Raw genomic sequence first — 15,571 nt, 5'->3', positions numbered from 1 at the left:
AAAGGCGACACAAAGGTTCCTCCCCAAGGCGTTCCCAGCCTTTTCTCGCAAACTGGTTCGACCAATTGGGCCTGAAGCGAGGTCTACAGCAAATTCTCCAGATCGGCAAGAAGCGCTGGGATGCAACTTTCGCTGGGGATTATTTGCTTGATTATATTGAGATATATAGGCCTGCACCGGGTGATTTTAGGGTCTTGGTGGCGCATTGCATGGCTTGACCAAATTTCCACATTTGGTAATACCAGAATGGCGGTGCGTGCAAGCACCCGTTGAGAAAAGACCAAAGTGGCTGGCCCTGTTTCCAATCGGCGCTATGCTCGGTCGAGAGAAATGAGGGAGGATGCCGATGCCGACGACAATGAAGGGCCCTGGGCTGTTTCTGGCGCAGTTCGCGGGCGACGCCGCGCCGTTCAACTCACTGGCGTCGATCACCAAATGGGCGGCCGGTCTCGGCTACAAGGGCGTGCAGATCCCGACCTGGGACGCGCGGCTGTTCGACCTCAAGAAGGCGGCTTCTTCCAAGGCCTATTGCGATGAGGTGAAGGGCATCTGCGCGGATGCCGGCGTCGAGATCACCGAGCTGTCGACGCATCTGCAGGGGCAACTGGTGGCGGTGCATCCTGCCTATGACGCGCAGTTCGACGGCTTTGCGCCGGCTTCAGTGCACAACAATCCCAAGGCACGGCAAAAATGGGCGGTCGAACAGATGGAGTTCGGGGCCAAGGCCTCGAAGAACCTTGGCCTCAAGGCCTCGGTCAGCTTCTCGGGAGCGCTGGCCTTTCCCTACCTCTACCCCTGGCCGCAGCGGCCGGCCGGGCTGATCGAGGAAGCGTTCGCTGAGCTCGGCAAGCGCTGGAAGCCGATCCTCGATGTCTATGAGGATAATGGCGTCGATATAGGCTACGAGATTCATCCCGGGGAAGACGTGTTCGACGGCGCCACCTTCGAGATGTTCCTCGATGCGGTCGGCGGCCACAAGCGCTGCAACATCAATTACGATCCGTCGCATTTCCTGCTGCAGCAGCTCGACTATCTCGAATTCATCGACATCTATCACGAGCGCATCAAGGCGTTTCACGTCAAGGACGCAGAGTTCAACCCGACCGGCCGGCAAGGCGTCTATTCCGGCTATCAGAGCTGGACCAACCGTGCCGGCCGCTTCCGTTCGCTGGGCGACGGACAGGTGGATTTCGGCGGCATCTTCTCCAAGCTGACACAGTACAATTATGATTCCTGGGCGGTGCTGGAGTGGGAGTGCTGCCTGAAGCATCCGGAGGATGGTGCGGCCGAGGGCGCGCCTTTCATCGAGCACCACATCATCCGCGTGACCGAAAAGGCATTCGACGACTTCGCCGGTGGCACCACCGACAAGAAGTTGCTGCGCGCCATGATGGGAATCTGACGCGGTTTCCCCTCCCCTCGAGGGGAGGGTGGCCCGAAGGGCCGGGAGGGGTCGGTTCATGCCGAACTCTGCCTCAACGACCCCACCCGATCCGCTGCGCGGATCGACCTCCCCTCAAGGGGAGGTGAGCAACAGCGAGGAGCAAGATATGGTCGGCGCATCGAAGTCGGAAACGGGAGGCGGCCCGATCCGCTATGGCATGGTCGGCGGCGGGCAAGGCGCTTTCATCGGCGCAGTGCACCGGATCGCGGCGCGGCTGGACAATGATTTCGTGCTGGTTGCCGGTGCTTTGTCAGCCGACCCGGCCCGTGCCAAGGCCTCGGCCGCCGAACTGGGGCTCGACCCCGCACGCAGCTATGCATCCTATGCCGAGATGGCCAAGGCCGAGGCGAAGCGCCCCGATGGCATTGAGGCGGTGGCCATCGTCACGCCCAACAATGTCCATGTGCCAGCGGCAAAAGCTTTCCTCGAGGCCGGCATCCACGTCATCTGCGACAAGCCGCTGGCGACGACGCTCGCCGAAGCAAAAAAGCTTGCGGCGATAGTCGAGAAGACCGGCAAGGTGTTCGTGCTGACGCACAACTACACCGCCTATCCGATGATCCGCCAGGCGCGCGAGATGGTCGCCAAGGGTGTGCTCGGCGACATACGCATCGTGCAGTCCGAATATCCGCAGGACTGGTTGACCGAGGACCTTGCCGCGACAGGCCAGAAGCAGGCGGCGTGGCGCTCCGACCCCAAGCAGGCAGGCGCCGGCGGCGCGCTGGGCGATATCGGCACGCATGCCTACAACCTCGCCCGCTTTGTCTCGGGGCTGGAACTGGACTCCCTGTCGGCCGATCTCGACGCCTTCGTGCCGGGCCGGCTACTCGATGACAACGTCAACGTCATGCTGCGCTTCAAGCCGGTCGGCAAGACGCACCCGGCCAAGGGCATGATCTGGGCAAGCCAGGTGGCGCCCGGCCATGAGAACGGGCTGAAGCTGCGCATCTATGGCTCGAAGGGTGGGCTGGAATGGGTGCAGGCCGACCCGAACTATCTCTGGTACACGCCGTTCGGCCAGCCGAAACAACTGATAACCCGCAATGGCGCCGGCGCGCTGCCGGTGGCGGGCCGTGTCAGCCGCGTGCCGTCAGGCCATCCCGAGGGCTATCTCGAAGGTTTCGCCAACATCTACCAGGAGGCCGCGCGCGCTATCCGCGCGGCACGCCGCAAGGGCGGCAAGCCGGCCAAGGACGTCGTCTTCCCGACCATCCAGGACGGCGTCGAGGGCATGGCCTTCATCGAGGCCTGCGTGAAGTCATCGAAGAAGAATGGGGCGTGGACGAAGCTCTGAAATAGAGGCGGTCCGGGGGATCCAAGGGGAGGGGGGCGTCGATGAAAATCGGCATGTGCATGTTCTTATGGACGACGGCCGTGTCCAAGACACACGAGCCGCTGTTGCGCGACATCAAGGCAACCGGTTTCGATGGCGTTGAGATACCGATCTTCGCCGGCACGCCCGACGACTACAAAAAACTCGGCGAACTGCTCGACCGCATCGGACTGGAGCGGACCGCGGTTTCAGCGATGGGCGATCCCCGGATGAACCTGATCTCGGCCGATGCGGCAACGCGCAAGGCCGGTGTCGATTATATGAAATGGGCGATCGACTGCGCCGATGCGCTTGGCGCCAGCACGCTGAGCGGCCCGCTGCATTCGACGCTCGGCGCCTTTTCCGGCTCCGGGCCGACGGCCGCCGAGAAGAAGCGCTCCGTCGCCTCGCAGCGCGCTATCGGCGACCATGCCGGCAACAAGGGCGTTACCATCGGGCTCGAGGCGCTGAACCGCTTCGAATGCTACCTGCTCAACACGATGGCGGACCTGTCCGAGCATATCGATGCCATCGACCGGCCGCACATCAAGGCGATGTACGACACCTTCCACGCCAATATCGAGGAGGCCGACCCGATCGATGCCTACACAAAACACCGCAGGAATGTCGTTCATATCCACATCTCGGAAAACGATCGCGGCGTGCCGGGGCGCGGCAACATTCCGTGGAAGGAAACATTCTCGGCCATTCGCAAGAGCGGCTATGACGGCTGGCTGACGATCGAAGCGTTCGGCCGTTCGCTGAAGGATTTGGCGGCGGCGACCAAGGTGTGGCGCGATTTTTCCGAGAGCCCGGAAGCGGTTTATCGGGATGGGTATAAGCATATCAGGAACGGGTGGAGGAAAGCCGCTTAGGCACCCTTCGTCATGGCGGGACGGAGCAAAGCCTTCCAACACACCTGCCGCCGCGTTCCTTCACACCCCCCTCTGTCCTGCCGGACATCTCCCCCGCAAGGGGGGAGATCGGATGTCCGTCGGCCTTCGCTAATCTTCGGCGTTGGAAGGACGGCGCCGTCAGCGGAACCGCCCAATCTCCCCCCTTGCGGGGGAGATGGCCGGCAGGCCAGAGGGGGGTGCTGTCCCGCCGACTTTTCGCCCAATTGTGCACCACAGGACGATCACCCCTGCTCGGCCTGGATCCTGTTGTAGTCGTGGATCGTCTGGCTCAGCCGGCGGCGCAGGAAGTTGGAGATGTTGTCGAAGATGAAGACAACGGCCAGGATCAGCAGCACCATGTAGAAGACGTTGGCCCAGTTGGAGTTGGTGCGCATCGCTTCCCACAGCTTCAGGCCGATGCCGCCGGCGCCGACAGCGCCAATGATGGTGGCGCCGCGGGTGTTGGATTCCCACTGGTAGAGCGTCTGGCTGATGAACACCGGCACCACTTCCGGCAGCACGCCGTAGCGCTGCACCAGAAGGCCGTTGGCTCCGGTCGAGGTAATACCCTCGCGCGGTTTGTCGTCGATGTTCTCCAGCGCCTCGGAATAGGTTTTGCCGAGCGTGCCGATCTCGGTGAAGAAGATGGCTGCACTGCCCGCCAGCGGTCCCGGCCCGAAGGCACGGGTGAAGAACAGCGCCCAGATCAGCATGTCGATGGAGCGCATGAAGTCGAAGAAGCGCTTGAGCACCTGGTTGACCAGCCGGCTGGGCGTGATGTTTCGGGCGGCGAAGAAGGCCAGCGGGAAGGCGACGATGCCGCCAAGCATGGTGCCGAGAAAGGCCATGACGATGGTCTGCAGGAGCTTCGTCCAGACATCGCCATGCTGCCACTGGGCGTTGTTCCAGATGTTGTCGCCGGCCAGCGCCAGATTGGACGTGCCTGGTTTCAGTTCCGGTCCGGAGACGATCAGCGAGGCGACTTCGCTTGCCGACTTGCCGAAGAAGGGCGAGCGGGTGTCGAAGACGAAGTTTGCCCAGCCGAGAAATCGCTTTCGGATCCTGACGCGGTCAACGGCGACACGGGCCTCGCCGGCAAAGCCCATGTCGGCGACGACCTCATCTTCATGCGCGGTGATCCAGCCGGGTACCGGCCCCGAGATCAGCGGCTTGCCGGTGCCAAGCGCGACCGCAACGGTCTCACCATGGGCAATTATCGTCGCCTGCGTCTTGGCGAAGGTGATCGAGTTGGCGGTGCCGTCGATAAGGACCGTCACCGAACCATCGGCATTGGTCTTGACCCAGTCCGGATCTGGATTCGGGCCGAGCACCGAGAAGCGTGGATATTTGGCGGTGATCTGCGGTTCGTCGAGGCGGAAGATCGGCTGCACGTCGTAGCTGATCCACTGGGTCAGAAACAACGGCAGGCGCTCCCAGTGCGATTCCCGCATGACCTGCGGCAGGTTGAAGAACCACAGGGCATAGAGCAGGTAGAGGAAGATGCCGCCAAGCAGCATCAGCGGCCCGAAGCGCTTGTGGAACGGCCGCTGGCACACCTGCGGGAAGCGCTCTTCGATCGACTGGATTTGATCGGCGGTCAAGGCAGCCATGGTCAAGCCCCCACCACGAAAGCCTGCTCGCCGACCAGCTTGCGGCGCAGCCAGGCGGAGAACTGGTCGACGATGAAGATCGTCGTGAACAGGAGCAGCACGAGAGCTATCGTCTTGGCGCCGAAGCCGCGCGAGATCGACAGCTTCAACTCCTCGCCGATGCCGCCGCCGCCGACCGCGCCCATGATGGTGGAAATGCGGACATTTATCTCAACACGCAGCAGCGTGTAGGACATGAAGTTGGGCAGCACCTGCGGCAGGCCGGCAAAGCGCACCCGCTCGAACCAGTTGGCGCCGACAGCCCTCAGTCCTTCCTCGGCGCGCATGTCGATGTTCTCGTTGATCTCGTAGAACAGCTTGCCCAGCGCGCCGATCGAATGCAGGCCGATGGCGATGATGGCGGCGATCGGGCCGATCGAGACGATGGCGGCGAACAGGCCCGCGATGACGATCTCGGGAAAGGCGCGCAGCAGCTCCATGAGGCGCTTGACGATCAGCCGCAGCACCGGATGCGGCGTCAGATTGCGCGCCGCGATGAAGGAGAACGGCACGGCGAAGACGAAGCCGATGAAGGTCGAGACCAGCGCCACGTTGAGCGTGGTCAGCATCAGCTCGAAATATTCGGGGATGTAGAAGCTGTCCCAGACATACGAGCGGCCAAGCGGAAAGTTGAATTCCTGGGTGCCGGTGTCATGCGGGGAAGCGATATCGAACATCGCCCGCCAGACATCGTTCCAGTCCTTGGGGACGAGCCAGCTCAGGAAGTCCAGCAAATGCGGCAACCGGTCGAAGAAATGCCCGGCATTGGCCTCGTCGGCGAACCACATGGTGCTGCCAAGCGCGATGATGAGAAGGCCGACACCGATGGCGGTGTAGAGCCGGCGCAAGGACGTCTGGCGACGCCAGGCGTCGGCCATCTGGTGAGTGGCGCCGGAAGGGGCTGTCACGGAAAGGGTCATGATCGGACATGCAAGAAGGGCGGCGTTTTATCGACGCCGCCCTTCCTGATTTCGCCGTTAGCCGCCAATGGCTGCCTTACGGGCTTCGACGATGACGTTGTAGAAGTCCGCCTTGACCGGGACGTAGCCGGTAAAGTCGCCGCCTTCGACGCCTTCGAAGCAAGCCTTGTCCTTCTTCGGCAACTGCGTGAAGAAGTCGGCGAGCTTGGCGGTCATTTCGTCGCGGAGCGCGGTGCGCACGACCAGCGGGCCGTTCGGGATCAGGCCCGAGCGCCAGACTTCGACGAAGTCGTTGGGGTCGACGGCGCCCTTGGCGACTTCCTTGTGGAAGGTGCCCGAGGTGTAGCCGTCCTTGAAGTCGCCGATACCGGAGGAATCGTCCACCGCCACATCGACCTTGCCGTCGCGCACGGCCAGAACGTTGTTCTCGTGGCCGCCGTTGAACTGGGTCGAAGCGAAGAAGGTTTCGTTCGAAGCGCCGGTGTCCTTCGGGATCTGGGTCAGCGGGATCAGATAGCCGGAGGTAGAATCCGGATCGGCGTAGCCGAGTTTCTTGCCCTTGGCCGACTTGATATCGGTGATGCCGGAGGATTTCAGCGCCAGGCCGATCGAATAGTAGCCGGTGGCGCCGTCGGTCTGCTGGGTGGTGAGGATCGGGGTGACCGCCTTCGGGTCCTTGAGAGCGATGCTGGCGTAGCCGGAAGCGCCGAGTTCGGCGAAGTCGAGCGTGCCGCCAAGCAGGCCCTGGATCACGCCGTCATAGTCGGCAGCGGGGAACAGCGAGACCTTTTCGAAGCCGAATTCGGCCTTCAGATGGTCGGCGAGGCACTGGTAGTTGCGCAGCCGGTCGGTTTCGTTTTCGCCGCCGAGAATGCCGACGCGAAATTCCTTCATGTCGGCGGCATGGGCCATGCTGGTCGCCATGGCGAGCACCGAAACGGCGCTGAAAACCATCTTCCTGAACATCTGTAATCTCTCCTGTAGGTTCCGGCCCCGCGCCGGCAGCGTTCTCGATTTTGACAGGTGCCCTTGACGCGGGCTGTCGATCCAGGCCGCTCTCAGTATCCCGGGAATGCGGGCTCGAGCGGTCCGGCGGATGCGGCGATCTTTCGGCTGAAGGCAACGCTGGTCGAGGTGATGGCCTCGGAGATTTCCTGGCCATTGCTGTCGGCGCCGTAGACGAGACGCACGGCCTCGCGGTTGAGTTCTTCCGGCGGGCCGTCGAAGACGACCTTGCCGGCGGCCATGCCGATGATGCGGTTGCAGTAGGTGCGGGCGGTGTCCAGCGTGTGAAGATTGGTGACGACGGTGATGCCGTCGCGCAGATTGATGTCCTGCAGCGAATCCATCACCACCTTGGCGTTGAGCGGGTCGAGCGAGGCGATCGGCTCGTCGGCGAGGATCACTTTGGGCTGCTGCATCATGGCGCGGGCAATGGCGACGCGCTGCTGCTGGCCGCCCGACAAGGTGCCTGCGGGCTGCAGCGCGATGCGGGCAATGTCGAGCCGCTCGAGTGCCGCGACCGCCTCGGCGCATTCGGCGCGCGAGAACATGCCGAACAGGTTGGTGATGGTCGAACGGTGGTTCAGCTTGCCGAGCAGCACGTTGGTCAGCACGTCGAGGCGCGGCACCAGGTTGAACTGCTGGAAGATCATGGCGCAGTCACGCTGCCAGCGCCGCAGCGGCGAGCCGCGCAACTGGGAAACCTCGGCGCCGTCAAAAAAGATCGATCCCTGGCTGGGATCGATGAGACGGTTGATCATGCGAAGAAGGGTCGATTTGCCGGCGCCCGAACGGCCGATAATGCCAACCATCTGACCCTGTGGGATGGCGATGTTGATGTCGCTGACGGCGGTGTTCTTACCAAATCGGCGGCTGACACCGCGGATTTCGAGCGTGGCGGAATTTGCTGACATGGGGCAGGTTCCAGTCTGGACCATATTGATCGTCAGGCACTCGCCTAACGCAGCCACATGAACCTGCCGTGTCGCGGTGATGTCAGTTTTGTTACGCTCCACAGGTGTGGAGTTATGGCCGGCCCAGGGCCAGCAGGTCCTCGAAGTGCTCCATGTCCCTGAAGCCGCAGAAGGCGGGAGTTTTGATTTCGATCACGGGAGCCTGCTGCTCGAAAAAGCTTGAGAGAGTCATCGAACAGGTCCTGCCATGTGGCTGCCATGACGATGATGTGAAGAATTATCCTTCGTATTTTTCCAGGAAGGCCTCGGCCGATAGTTCCCGGAAATCGTCGAGCGAAGCGCGCAGCCTGGCATGATCCCAGTCCCACCAGGCAAGCGCCTGATAACGGTCGGCGGTGCGGCGGTCGAAGCGCTCACGGATCGGTTTGGCCGGCACGCCGGCGACGATGGTGTAGGGGGCGACGTCCTTCGAGACGACGGCTCCGGCGCCGATCGCCGCGCCGTCACCGACGGTGACGCCGGGCAGGATGGTCGAGCCGTGGCCGAGCCAGGTGTCGTGGCCGATGGTGACTCGCCTGGCGCGACGCTGGGCGAAGAATTCTGTCTCGTGCTCGGCGTCGTCCCAGTAGTCCGAGGCGCGATAGGTGAAATGGTGCAGCGTTGGCCGCCAGGTCGGGTGGTTGGTGGCGTTGATGCGCACGCTGGCGGCGATGTTGGCGAACTTGCCGATCGTCGCGCACCAGACGGCGCAGTCCTGCATCATGTAGGAATAGTCGCCAAGCTCGCTTTCCGACACCCGGCTGCGGTCGGCGATCTCGGTCCAGCGGCCGAGCGTCGAATTCTGCACATCCGCCGTCGGATGGACCAGCGGCGTCTCGGACAATTTCCTGGTCATGCGGCGATTTTTCCGGGAGCGAAAGCGGTGACGTCGATGATGCGGTCGGCAACCGCCTCGCGTACGTCGTGGTCATGGAAGATGCCGAGCAGCGCGACATCAGCCGCCTTCTTGGCGGCGATGAGTTCAATCACGACATCGCGGTTTTTGGCGTCGAGCGAGGCGGTCGGCTCGTCGAGCAGCAGGATCGGATGCTCGGTGATGAAGCCGCGTGCGATGTTGACGCGCTGCTGCTCGCCACCGGAGAAGGTCGCAGGTGGCAATGCCCAGAGTTTCTCCGGCAGGTTGAGCTGCGCCAGCAAGGCGCGTGCCTTGCCGCGGGCAATCTCGCGATCCTCGCCGCGCTCGACCAGCGGTTCGGCGACGACATCCAGCGCCGAAACGCGCGGCACGGTGCGCAGGAATTGGCTGACATAGCCGATCGTTTGCCGGCGCACGGCAAGCACGGTGCGCGGGCTGGCAGTGGCGAGGTCGATCAGCCCGTCATCGTGGCTGACGATGATCTGGCCTTCGTCGACGGCGTAGTTGCCGTAGAGCATCTTCAGGATCGAGCTCTTGCCGGCACCGGACGGGCCGCCGAGCACGGTGCATTCGCCGGCCCTGATCGAGAACGAGACACCGGCGATAACAGGCAATTTGATGCCGTCGCGCAGATGCATGGTGAAGCTCTTGGCGACGTCTGAGACAACGAGGGGCGTCGGCATCAGAAGGTCCTCCAATCGCTGTTGGTTTGCGGGCCAGCACCCCCCTCTGGCCAATGCAATTGCATGTGCGGAATAACGGTGAAATCTCGAAGCGGGTGTTTGCGAGGTGTCGGCGCGAGGCACCCCCCTCTGTCCTGCCGGACATCTCCCCCGCAAGGGTGGAGATTGGCAGTTTCACCCGCAGCGCTTTTCTTGCAGCCTTGGTAATTGGTGAAAGCAGCAGGGACAGCCGATCTCCCTCCTTGCGGGGGAGATGGCCGGCAGGCCAGAGGGGGGTGCCTCGCGCCAAGGTTTCGCGAACACGCGCTTTGAGACTTCATCGTCAAACCTGCAGAATCGAGGAAACGAGCAACTGGGTGTAGGGCGCGCGCGGGTCGTCGAGCACGCGGTCGGTGAGGCCGCTTTCGACGACGCGGCCGTCCTTCATCACCATCATGCGCTGCGACAACAGCCGCGCCACGGCAAGGTCATGGGTGACGACGATGGCCGCCAGGCCGAGATCGGTGACCAGCCCGCGCAACAGATCGAGCAGGCGCGCCTGGACCGAGACATCGAGGCCGCCGGTCGGTTCGTCCATGAACACCAGACGCGGGCCGGTGACGAGGTTGCGGGCGATCTGCAGGCGCTGGCGCATCCCGCCGGAAAAGGCGCGCGGTTCGTCGTCGATGCGGTCCTCGTCGATCTCGACGCGCGACAGCCAGTCGACCGCGGTGGCGCGGATCTTGCCGTAGTGGCGGTCGCCGACCGCCATCAGCCGCTCGCCGACATTGGCGCCGGCCGATACCGTCATGCGCAGGCCGTCGGCCGGGTTTTGGTGGACAAACCCCCAGTCGGTGCGCATCAGGAAGCGGCGCTCGGCCTCACTCATGCGGTAGAGTTCGCGGAACTGGCCATCGCGCATGCGGTAGCTGGCGGTGCCGGAGGAGGGCAGCAGCCGCGTCGACAGGCAGTTGAGCAATGTCGTCTTGCCGGAGCCGGACTCGCCGACCACAGCCAGGACTTCGCCCGGCCACAGGTCGAAGGAGACGTTGTCGCAGCCGACGCGCGAGCCGTAGAATTTGGAAAGTGCCGAGACGCGCAGCAGCGGTTCGTCGGTCATTGCTTCTCCTTACCCTCCCCCTTGTGGGGAGGGTCGGCGCGCAGCGCCGGGGTGGGGGTTGAGTGGGCCGTAGATTGGTCAAGACCCCCCGCGCCTTCGGCGCGACCTCCCCACAAGGGGGAGGTAGGGGCGTTGCGCCGCTTCTCGCAATGGTCTGTGTCCGAGCAGACGAACATGTGGCCGCCATGGTCGTCGAGGATGACCTCGTCGAGATAGACATTCTCGGCCGCGCACAGCGCGCAGGGCTGGTCGAAGGTCTGCACCTCGAACGGATGATCCTCGAAGTCGAGGCTGACCACGTCGGTGAACGGCGGCACCGCATAGATGCGCTTTTCGCGGCCGGCGCCGAACAGCTGCAGCGCCGGTGAGCGATGCATCTTGGGATTGTCGAATTTCGGCGTCGGCGACGGGTCCATCACATAGCGGCCCTCGACCTTGACCGGATAGGCATAGGTGGTGGCGATGCGGCCGTGTTTGGCGATGTCCTCGTAGAGCTTGACATGCATGAGGCCGTATTCCTCCAGCGCATGCATCTTGCGCGTTTCGGTCTCTCGCGGTTCAAGGAAGCGCAGCGGCTCAGGGATAGGCACCTGATAAACAAGCACCTGGCCCGCCGTCAGCGGACGCTCGGGGATGCGGTGACGGGTCTGGATGATGGTGGCGCTGGCTGTGTCGGTGGTCACCGCGACGTTGGCGACCTTCTTGAAGAAGGCACGGATCGAGACTGCGTTGGTGGTGTCGTCGGCACCCTGGTCGATCACCTTCAAGACATCATCGGGGCCGATGATTGAAGCGGTGACCTGGACGCCGCCGGTGCCCCAGCCATAGGGCATCGGCATTTCGCGCGAGGCGAACGGCACCTGGTAGCCGGGAATGGCGATGCCCTTGAGGATCGCGCGGCGGATCATCCTTTTGGTCTGCTCGTCGAGATAGGCGAAGTTGTAGGTGGCGATGTCGGTCATGGTGCGACTTCCAGTCCCTTGGCGTAGCGCGCCAGCCGCTCAGCGAGCGTGCCGGTGTGCAGTTCGAACATGTGGTTGTCGTCGTCGTAGAAATAGATCGAGCGGCCTTCGCCCTCGACGCGCAGACGCGGCGGGCGCATGTCGAGGCCAAGCGTTTTGACGCGCTCGGCGTAGCGGTCGAAATCGGCGTCATCGATCTTGAAGGCGATGTGGTTGTAGCTGCGCTCCGGCAACGGCTCGCCCTCCATGAGGGCGACCCAGATGTCGCCGATCAGGAAGAATTTTTCGCGCGACAGCGAGAACTGTTCGGCGTCGCTGGCATAGACCTCGCGCGCGTCGAATACGCCCTCGAGGATGTCGGTCATCCGGTCGAGGTCGCGGACGATGAAGGTCATGTGGGACAGGCCTTCGATCATTCCGCGGCCTCCCGCTTCTCTTCGGCCTTGGCGGGGTTTTCGCGGGCGTCGTATTCGGCGCGCATGCGGCGCACGAGGTCGAGTTCGGCCTGGAAGTCGACATAGTGCGGCAGCTTCAGATGTTCGACGAAGCCGGTCGCCTGGACGTTGTCGGAATGCGAAATGACGAACTCCTCGTCCTGCGCGGCGGCGACGACATCCTCGCCGAGTTCGGAGGCGCGCAGCGCCCGGTCGCAAAGCGCCATCGCCATCGCCTTGCGCTCGCTCTGGCCGAAGACCAGGCCGTAGCCGCGGGTAAACTGCGGCGGCGCCTTGGCTGAGCCTTTGAACTGGTTGACCATCTGGCATTCGGTGACGCGGACAGTGCCGAGCGGGACAGCGAAGGGCAGTTCGGGCACGTCGAGCTCAAGCTCGACCTCGCCGATGCGGATCTCGCCGACGAAGGGATGGTTGCGGGCATAGCCGCGCTGGGTGGAATAGCCGAGCGCCAGCAAAAAGCCCTCGTCGCCGCGTGACAGCGCCTGCAGGCGGATGTCGCGCGCCATCGGGAATTCCAGCGGCTCGCGGGTGATGTCGCCGGGGACATGGTCCTGCGGCATGTCGCCGTCCGGTTCGATCAAGCCTTCGCGGGCGAGGATCGCCGATACGCGCGGCATGGCTTGCGCTTCCGTCTCGCGCAGCAAGGGCTGGGCGACGTCGGCGCCGGCGGCAAGCTCGGGATCGAGCAGCCGGTGGGTGTAGTCGAATGTGGGCCCGAGCAATTGGCCGCCGGGCAGGTCCTTATAGGTCGCCGACACGCGCCGCTCGACCAGCATTCCGGCGGTGTCGATGGGCCTGGTGTAGCCGAAGCGCGGCAGCGTGGTGCGATAGGCGCGCACCAGGAAGATCGCCTCGATCAGGTCGCCGCGCGCCTGGACGATTGCGAGTGCCGCCAACTCACGGTCGTAGAGCGAGCCTTCGCTCATCACCCGATCCACGCCGAGCGCCAGCTGCTCGACGATCTGGTCGAGGCGAAGGGCCGGCACCGAACGGTCGCCGCGTCGGCGGTCGGCAAGCAGGCTGTGGGCGTTGGCGATTGCGGCTTCGCCACCTTTTACCGCGACATACATTTTTTACGCCTCCATTGTCTTGATGCGCGTCGTGCGCGGCAGGCAGGCAATGCCATCTGATGTGGCGAGTATGATGTCGACGCCGCGCGGAAAGCGCTGGTTATTCTGCTTCCACTGCTCGACGAAATGGCGCGGTATCTGTGCCGGCGCGATCGTGGCGCTGGTTTCGATGCCGGGACCTTCGAGCAACAGCGGCGTGCCGGACACGAGATCGCCGACTTGCAGGATCAGCGTGGTCGAACGGTCGGGATAGTCCTGGGTGCCCTGCGAAAAACCATCGAGCGACATCATCTCGGCCGGGGCCGCGATGAAGGCGAAATGCGCATCGGCCGGTGTGTTGGCCAATGGCGCGCCGGTGTGGAACCCAAGCCAGGGTCTGATCGCGGTGGAAGCTTGCAGGGTCTGGTCGAGCCAGAGCGGGGTGTCGTTATCGCACAGCGCCAGTGCGATGGCGCCGGCGGCCGCCGAGAGCGGCGCCGGCGGGCGGGCGAAGGCCGGCAGCGGCTGCACGCTGCCTGGCCGCGCCATTGCGTCCATGACGGCGCGGAACACCGTCTGGGCATTGAAGACCGGATCGGCGAAACCGCCCTCTATCGATTGCGCTGCAATGTCCATCAGTCTTCTCCGCGAACCATGGTGAAGAAATCCACCTTCGTTGCCGCCGTCTCGGCGCGGCGTTTTTCATGCGCTGCGGTCAGAGCCGACCGCAGGGGCGCTATCAGTCCGGTCTCGACTTCATTGCGGCGGGCAGGGTCCTGCCACAGTGCGTCGGCGATGGCCGCCAGCTTCGCCTTCTGCTTGTCGCGGCCAAGCGCATAGCAATGACCGACCTCTCCGGACGGCAGCCGGACCGTGGCGCGGGTGACGGTCGCTTCGCCGACATTAAAGGGCGCGCCGCCGCCGCCGATGCGGCCGCGCAGGGTGACCAGGCCGGTCTCAGGGCCGCGCAGCAGTTCAGCGTCCGAAGGCAGTCCGGCCTCATTCCAGAGTCGTACGATGTCATCGCCGCTGGATTGCGTAAGGGTTGCCATGGCGGCCTTGCGCTCGGCCTGGTCGCGGGCTTCCTGTCCTCGCATCAGCAGCATTCCTCTTTGTCAATTTGTCTATTGATATAGACAACTATACAAATTATACCTATTATCTAACGCGTGTCCATGACGGGTGGATGACAGCGATATAAGACTGGGCGCTGGAAGGTTGGGGCAATGATGGTCGGGCGGCTGGCAGCGGACAGCATCGAGCGGCGCAGTGGCGTTTCGCTGTGGCGGCAGATCGCCGACAAGATCCTGCATGCGATCGCGATCGGCGATTTCACGGAGAATGCAGCGCTGCCGCCGGAGGTGGCGCTGGCAGAACGCTATGGCGTCAACCGCCATACAGTGCGCAGCGCCATATCAGCCCTTGTAAGGGAAGGCGTGCTGCGGGCCGAGCAGGGGCGCGGCACCTTCGTGCTGTCGCGCAAGCGGCTGTCCTATCCGATCGGCGCGCGCACACGTTTTTCGACCGGGCTGCAAGGGCAAACGACGGAGCGGCACATCGTCCTGCTCGCCTCGTCGGTCGAGCCGGCCAGCCAGCGCGTCGCCGAGGGACTGGGTCTTCCCAAGGGAGCCGATGTGATCCGGCTGGAAACGCGCGGCGAAGCCGACGGACGGCCGGTGTCGCGCGCTGCCGGCTGGTTCGAGGCCCGGCGCTTTGCCGGCATCGATGCCGCGATGGCGCAAACAGGCTCGATCACCGCCTCGGTGGCGCGGTTCGGCATCGACGACTATCTCCGGCAATCGACCGTGCTGTCGGCGCGCCATGCCGATGCGGCGGACCTTGCCGACCTCGACCTGCAGCCGGGCGCCATCGTGCTGGTCACGGTCGCTGTCAACGTCACGCCGGACGGCCAGCCGATCCAGTTTTCGGAGTCCAGGTTTCCGGCGGAACGGGTGGAGCTGAAGCTGTCGGCGCTGTAGCTAACGTCGTCATCCTTGGGCGAAGCAGGAGCGCAGCTCCGTCGCGGAGACCCAAGGATCCATGCCGCGATCTCGGGCGAAGAGCGCAGCGGCGCAGAATTCTGCACCGAAGCAACGCTCTCAGGTCACGGCATGGATCCTATGGTCTGCGCCGCGTCGCTTCGCTCCTCGCTCCGCCATAGGATGACGAAGCGATGGATGTTGCGGCTAGAGCGATTCCTATTTTGAGAGAATCGTAGGATTCCCAAAGCCGGATGTTTGTGATTCAAGATGCTGGCTGGATTGGAGGCC

Annotated in this window: 15 protein-coding genes and 1 pseudogene; 4 read left to right on the top strand and 12 right to left on the bottom strand. The window is 63.7% G+C overall.

The features are described from left to right. Positions 1 to 346 precede the first annotated feature (346 nt). The 3 genes from NKH97_RS29130 (at position 347) to NKH97_RS29120 (ending at position 3,631) form a co-directional block, all read left to right on the top strand. Positions 347 to 1,402, top strand: coding sequence for a sugar phosphate isomerase/epimerase family protein (locus NKH97_RS29130; RefSeq protein ID WP_128304518.1), 1,056 nt, complete (start codon positions 347 to 349; stop codon positions 1,400 to 1,402). A gap of 148 nt (positions 1,403 to 1,550) precedes the next feature. Continuing rightward, positions 1,551 to 2,738, top strand: a complete 1,188-nt coding sequence (locus tag NKH97_RS29125) for a Gfo/Idh/MocA family protein (protein WP_127295124.1) — start codon at positions 1,551 to 1,553, stop codon at positions 2,736 to 2,738. Between the two features lie 41 nt (positions 2,739 to 2,779). Next, the gene (locus NKH97_RS29120) at positions 2,780 to 3,631 is read left to right on the top strand and encodes a sugar phosphate isomerase/epimerase family protein (RefSeq protein ID WP_352774977.1); all 852 of its coding nucleotides are present in this window, start codon (positions 2,780 to 2,782) and stop codon (positions 3,629 to 3,631) included. A 263-nt stretch (positions 3,632 to 3,894) separates the two neighbouring features. On the opposite strand, the gene phnE (NKH97_RS29115) is transcribed toward NKH97_RS29120, so the two are convergent. The 12 genes and pseudogenes from phnE (NKH97_RS29115) to phnG form a co-directional block, all read right to left on the bottom strand. Then, entirely contained in the window at positions 3,895 to 5,262 is a 1,368-nt protein-coding gene (gene phnE, locus NKH97_RS29115) for a phosphonate ABC transporter, permease protein PhnE (RefSeq protein WP_352799300.1), read from the bottom strand. Between the two features lie 2 nt (positions 5,263 to 5,264). Further along, a complete protein-coding gene (phnE, locus tag NKH97_RS29110; RefSeq protein WP_128306075.1) occupies positions 5,265 to 6,221 on the bottom strand; it encodes a phosphonate ABC transporter, permease protein PhnE in 957 nt (318 codons plus the stop codon). 57 nt (positions 6,222 to 6,278) lie between these two features. Next, positions 6,279 to 7,187 (bottom strand): phosphonate ABC transporter substrate-binding protein, encoded by a 909-nt coding sequence (phnD, locus tag NKH97_RS29105; protein WP_352799298.1) that lies wholly within the window; start codon positions 7,185 to 7,187, stop codon positions 6,279 to 6,281. Between the two features lie 92 nt (positions 7,188 to 7,279). Beyond that, the gene (phnC, locus tag NKH97_RS29100; RefSeq protein ID WP_352723354.1) at positions 7,280 to 8,137 is read right to left on the bottom strand and encodes a phosphonate ABC transporter ATP-binding protein; all 858 of its coding nucleotides are present in this window, start codon (positions 8,135 to 8,137) and stop codon (positions 7,280 to 7,282) included. Positions 8,138 to 8,414: 277 nt separating this feature from the next. After that, positions 8,415 to 9,032: a DapH/DapD/GlmU-related protein gene (locus NKH97_RS29095; protein ID WP_128306073.1), complete on the bottom strand. Its 618-nt coding sequence runs from the start codon at positions 9,030 to 9,032 to the stop codon at positions 8,415 to 8,417. After that, positions 9,029 to 9,736, bottom strand: coding sequence for a phosphonate C-P lyase system protein PhnL (gene phnL, locus NKH97_RS29090; RefSeq protein WP_023812471.1), 708 nt, complete (start codon positions 9,734 to 9,736; stop codon positions 9,029 to 9,031). Before phnL ends, NKH97_RS29095 begins: the two co-directional genes overlap by 4 nt. 322 nt (positions 9,737 to 10,058) lie before the next feature. Beyond that, complete coding sequence (gene phnK / locus NKH97_RS29085) at positions 10,059 to 10,835, bottom strand: phosphonate C-P lyase system protein PhnK (protein WP_023760811.1); 777 nt, start codon at positions 10,833 to 10,835, stop codon at positions 10,059 to 10,061. 134 nt (positions 10,836 to 10,969) lie between these two features. Continuing rightward, positions 10,970 to 11,797 (bottom strand): annotated as a pseudogene (locus NKH97_RS29080) (alpha-D-ribose 1-methylphosphonate 5-phosphate C-P-lyase PhnJ); the annotation flags it as partial. Next, on the bottom strand, positions 11,794 to 12,213 hold the full coding sequence (gene fosX / locus NKH97_RS29075) for a FosX/FosE/FosI family fosfomycin resistance hydrolase (protein WP_352555814.1): 420 nt from the start codon (positions 12,211 to 12,213) through the stop codon (positions 11,794 to 11,796). The pseudogene NKH97_RS29080 and the gene fosX, both read right to left, overlap by 4 nt. Beyond that, a complete protein-coding gene (locus tag NKH97_RS29070; protein ID WP_352555812.1) occupies positions 12,210 to 13,322 on the bottom strand; it encodes a carbon-phosphorus lyase complex subunit in 1,113 nt (370 codons plus the stop codon). Before NKH97_RS29070 ends, fosX begins: the two co-directional genes overlap by 4 nt. A gap of 3 nt (positions 13,323 to 13,325) precedes the next feature. Continuing rightward, complete coding sequence (gene phnH / locus NKH97_RS29065; protein ID WP_352555810.1) at positions 13,326 to 13,937, bottom strand: phosphonate C-P lyase system protein PhnH; 612 nt, start codon at positions 13,935 to 13,937, stop codon at positions 13,326 to 13,328. Continuing rightward, positions 13,937 to 14,398, bottom strand: coding sequence for a phosphonate C-P lyase system protein PhnG (gene phnG / locus NKH97_RS29060; RefSeq protein ID WP_352799294.1), 462 nt, complete (start codon positions 14,396 to 14,398; stop codon positions 13,937 to 13,939). The genes phnH and phnG overlap by 1 nt, the downstream gene beginning before the upstream one ends. A gap of 132 nt (positions 14,399 to 14,530) precedes the next feature. Here phnG and phnF point away from each other — a divergent pair, with 132 nt between their 5' ends. Further along, a complete protein-coding gene (gene phnF / locus NKH97_RS29055; protein WP_352799332.1) occupies positions 14,531 to 15,280 on the top strand; it encodes a phosphonate metabolism transcriptional regulator PhnF in 750 nt (249 codons plus the stop codon). The last annotated feature ends 291 nt before the right edge of the window (positions 15,281 to 15,571 follow it).

The sequence above is a fragment of the Mesorhizobium sp. M0870 genome (assembly GCF_040319775.1).
Classification (GTDB): Bacteria; Pseudomonadota; Alphaproteobacteria; order Rhizobiales; family Rhizobiaceae; genus Mesorhizobium.
The sequence above is the reverse complement of the archived record's forward strand: the minus strand, read 5'-3'. Positions and strand labels throughout refer to the sequence as shown.

Excerpts from the sequence above, each read along its gene's own strand:
- NKH97_RS29130 (WP_128304518.1), top strand. The coding sequence starts at position 347 with ATGCCGACGACAATGAAGGGCCCTGGGCTGTTTCTGGCGCAGTTCGCG.
- NKH97_RS29125 (WP_127295124.1), top strand. The coding sequence starts at position 1,551 with ATGGTCGGCGCATCGAAGTCGGAAACGGGAGGCGGCCCGATCCGCTAT.
- NKH97_RS29120 (WP_352774977.1), top strand. The coding sequence starts at position 2,780 with ATGAAAATCGGCATGTGCATGTTCTTATGGACGACGGCCGTGTCCAAG.
- phnE (WP_352799300.1), bottom strand. The coding sequence starts at position 5,262 with ATGGCTGCCTTGACCGCCGATCAAATCCAGTCGATCGAAGAGCGCTTC.
- phnE (WP_128306075.1), bottom strand. The coding sequence starts at position 6,221 with ATGACCCTTTCCGTGACAGCCCCTTCCGGCGCCACTCACCAGATGGCC.
- phnD (WP_352799298.1), bottom strand. The coding sequence starts at position 7,187 with ATGTTCAGGAAGATGGTTTTCAGCGCCGTTTCGGTGCTCGCCATGGCG.
- phnC (WP_352723354.1), bottom strand. The coding sequence starts at position 8,137 with ATGTCAGCAAATTCCGCCACGCTCGAAATCCGCGGTGTCAGCCGCCGA.
- NKH97_RS29095 (WP_128306073.1), bottom strand. The coding sequence starts at position 9,032 with ATGACCAGGAAATTGTCCGAGACGCCGCTGGTCCATCCGACGGCGGAT.
- phnL (WP_023812471.1), bottom strand. The coding sequence starts at position 9,736 with ATGCCGACGCCCCTCGTTGTCTCAGACGTCGCCAAGAGCTTCACCATG.
- phnK (WP_023760811.1), bottom strand. The coding sequence starts at position 10,835 with ATGACCGACGAACCGCTGCTGCGCGTCTCGGCACTTTCCAAATTCTAC.
- fosX (WP_352555814.1), bottom strand. The coding sequence starts at position 12,213 with ATGATCGAAGGCCTGTCCCACATGACCTTCATCGTCCGCGACCTCGAC.
- NKH97_RS29070 (WP_352555812.1), bottom strand. The coding sequence starts at position 13,322 with ATGTATGTCGCGGTAAAAGGTGGCGAAGCCGCAATCGCCAACGCCCAC.
- phnH (WP_352555810.1), bottom strand. The coding sequence starts at position 13,937 with ATGGACATTGCAGCGCAATCGATAGAGGGCGGTTTCGCCGATCCGGTC.
- phnG (WP_352799294.1), bottom strand. The coding sequence starts at position 14,398 with ATGCGAGGACAGGAAGCCCGCGACCAGGCCGAGCGCAAGGCCGCCATG.
- phnF (WP_352799332.1), top strand. The coding sequence starts at position 14,531 with ATGGTCGGGCGGCTGGCAGCGGACAGCATCGAGCGGCGCAGTGGCGTT.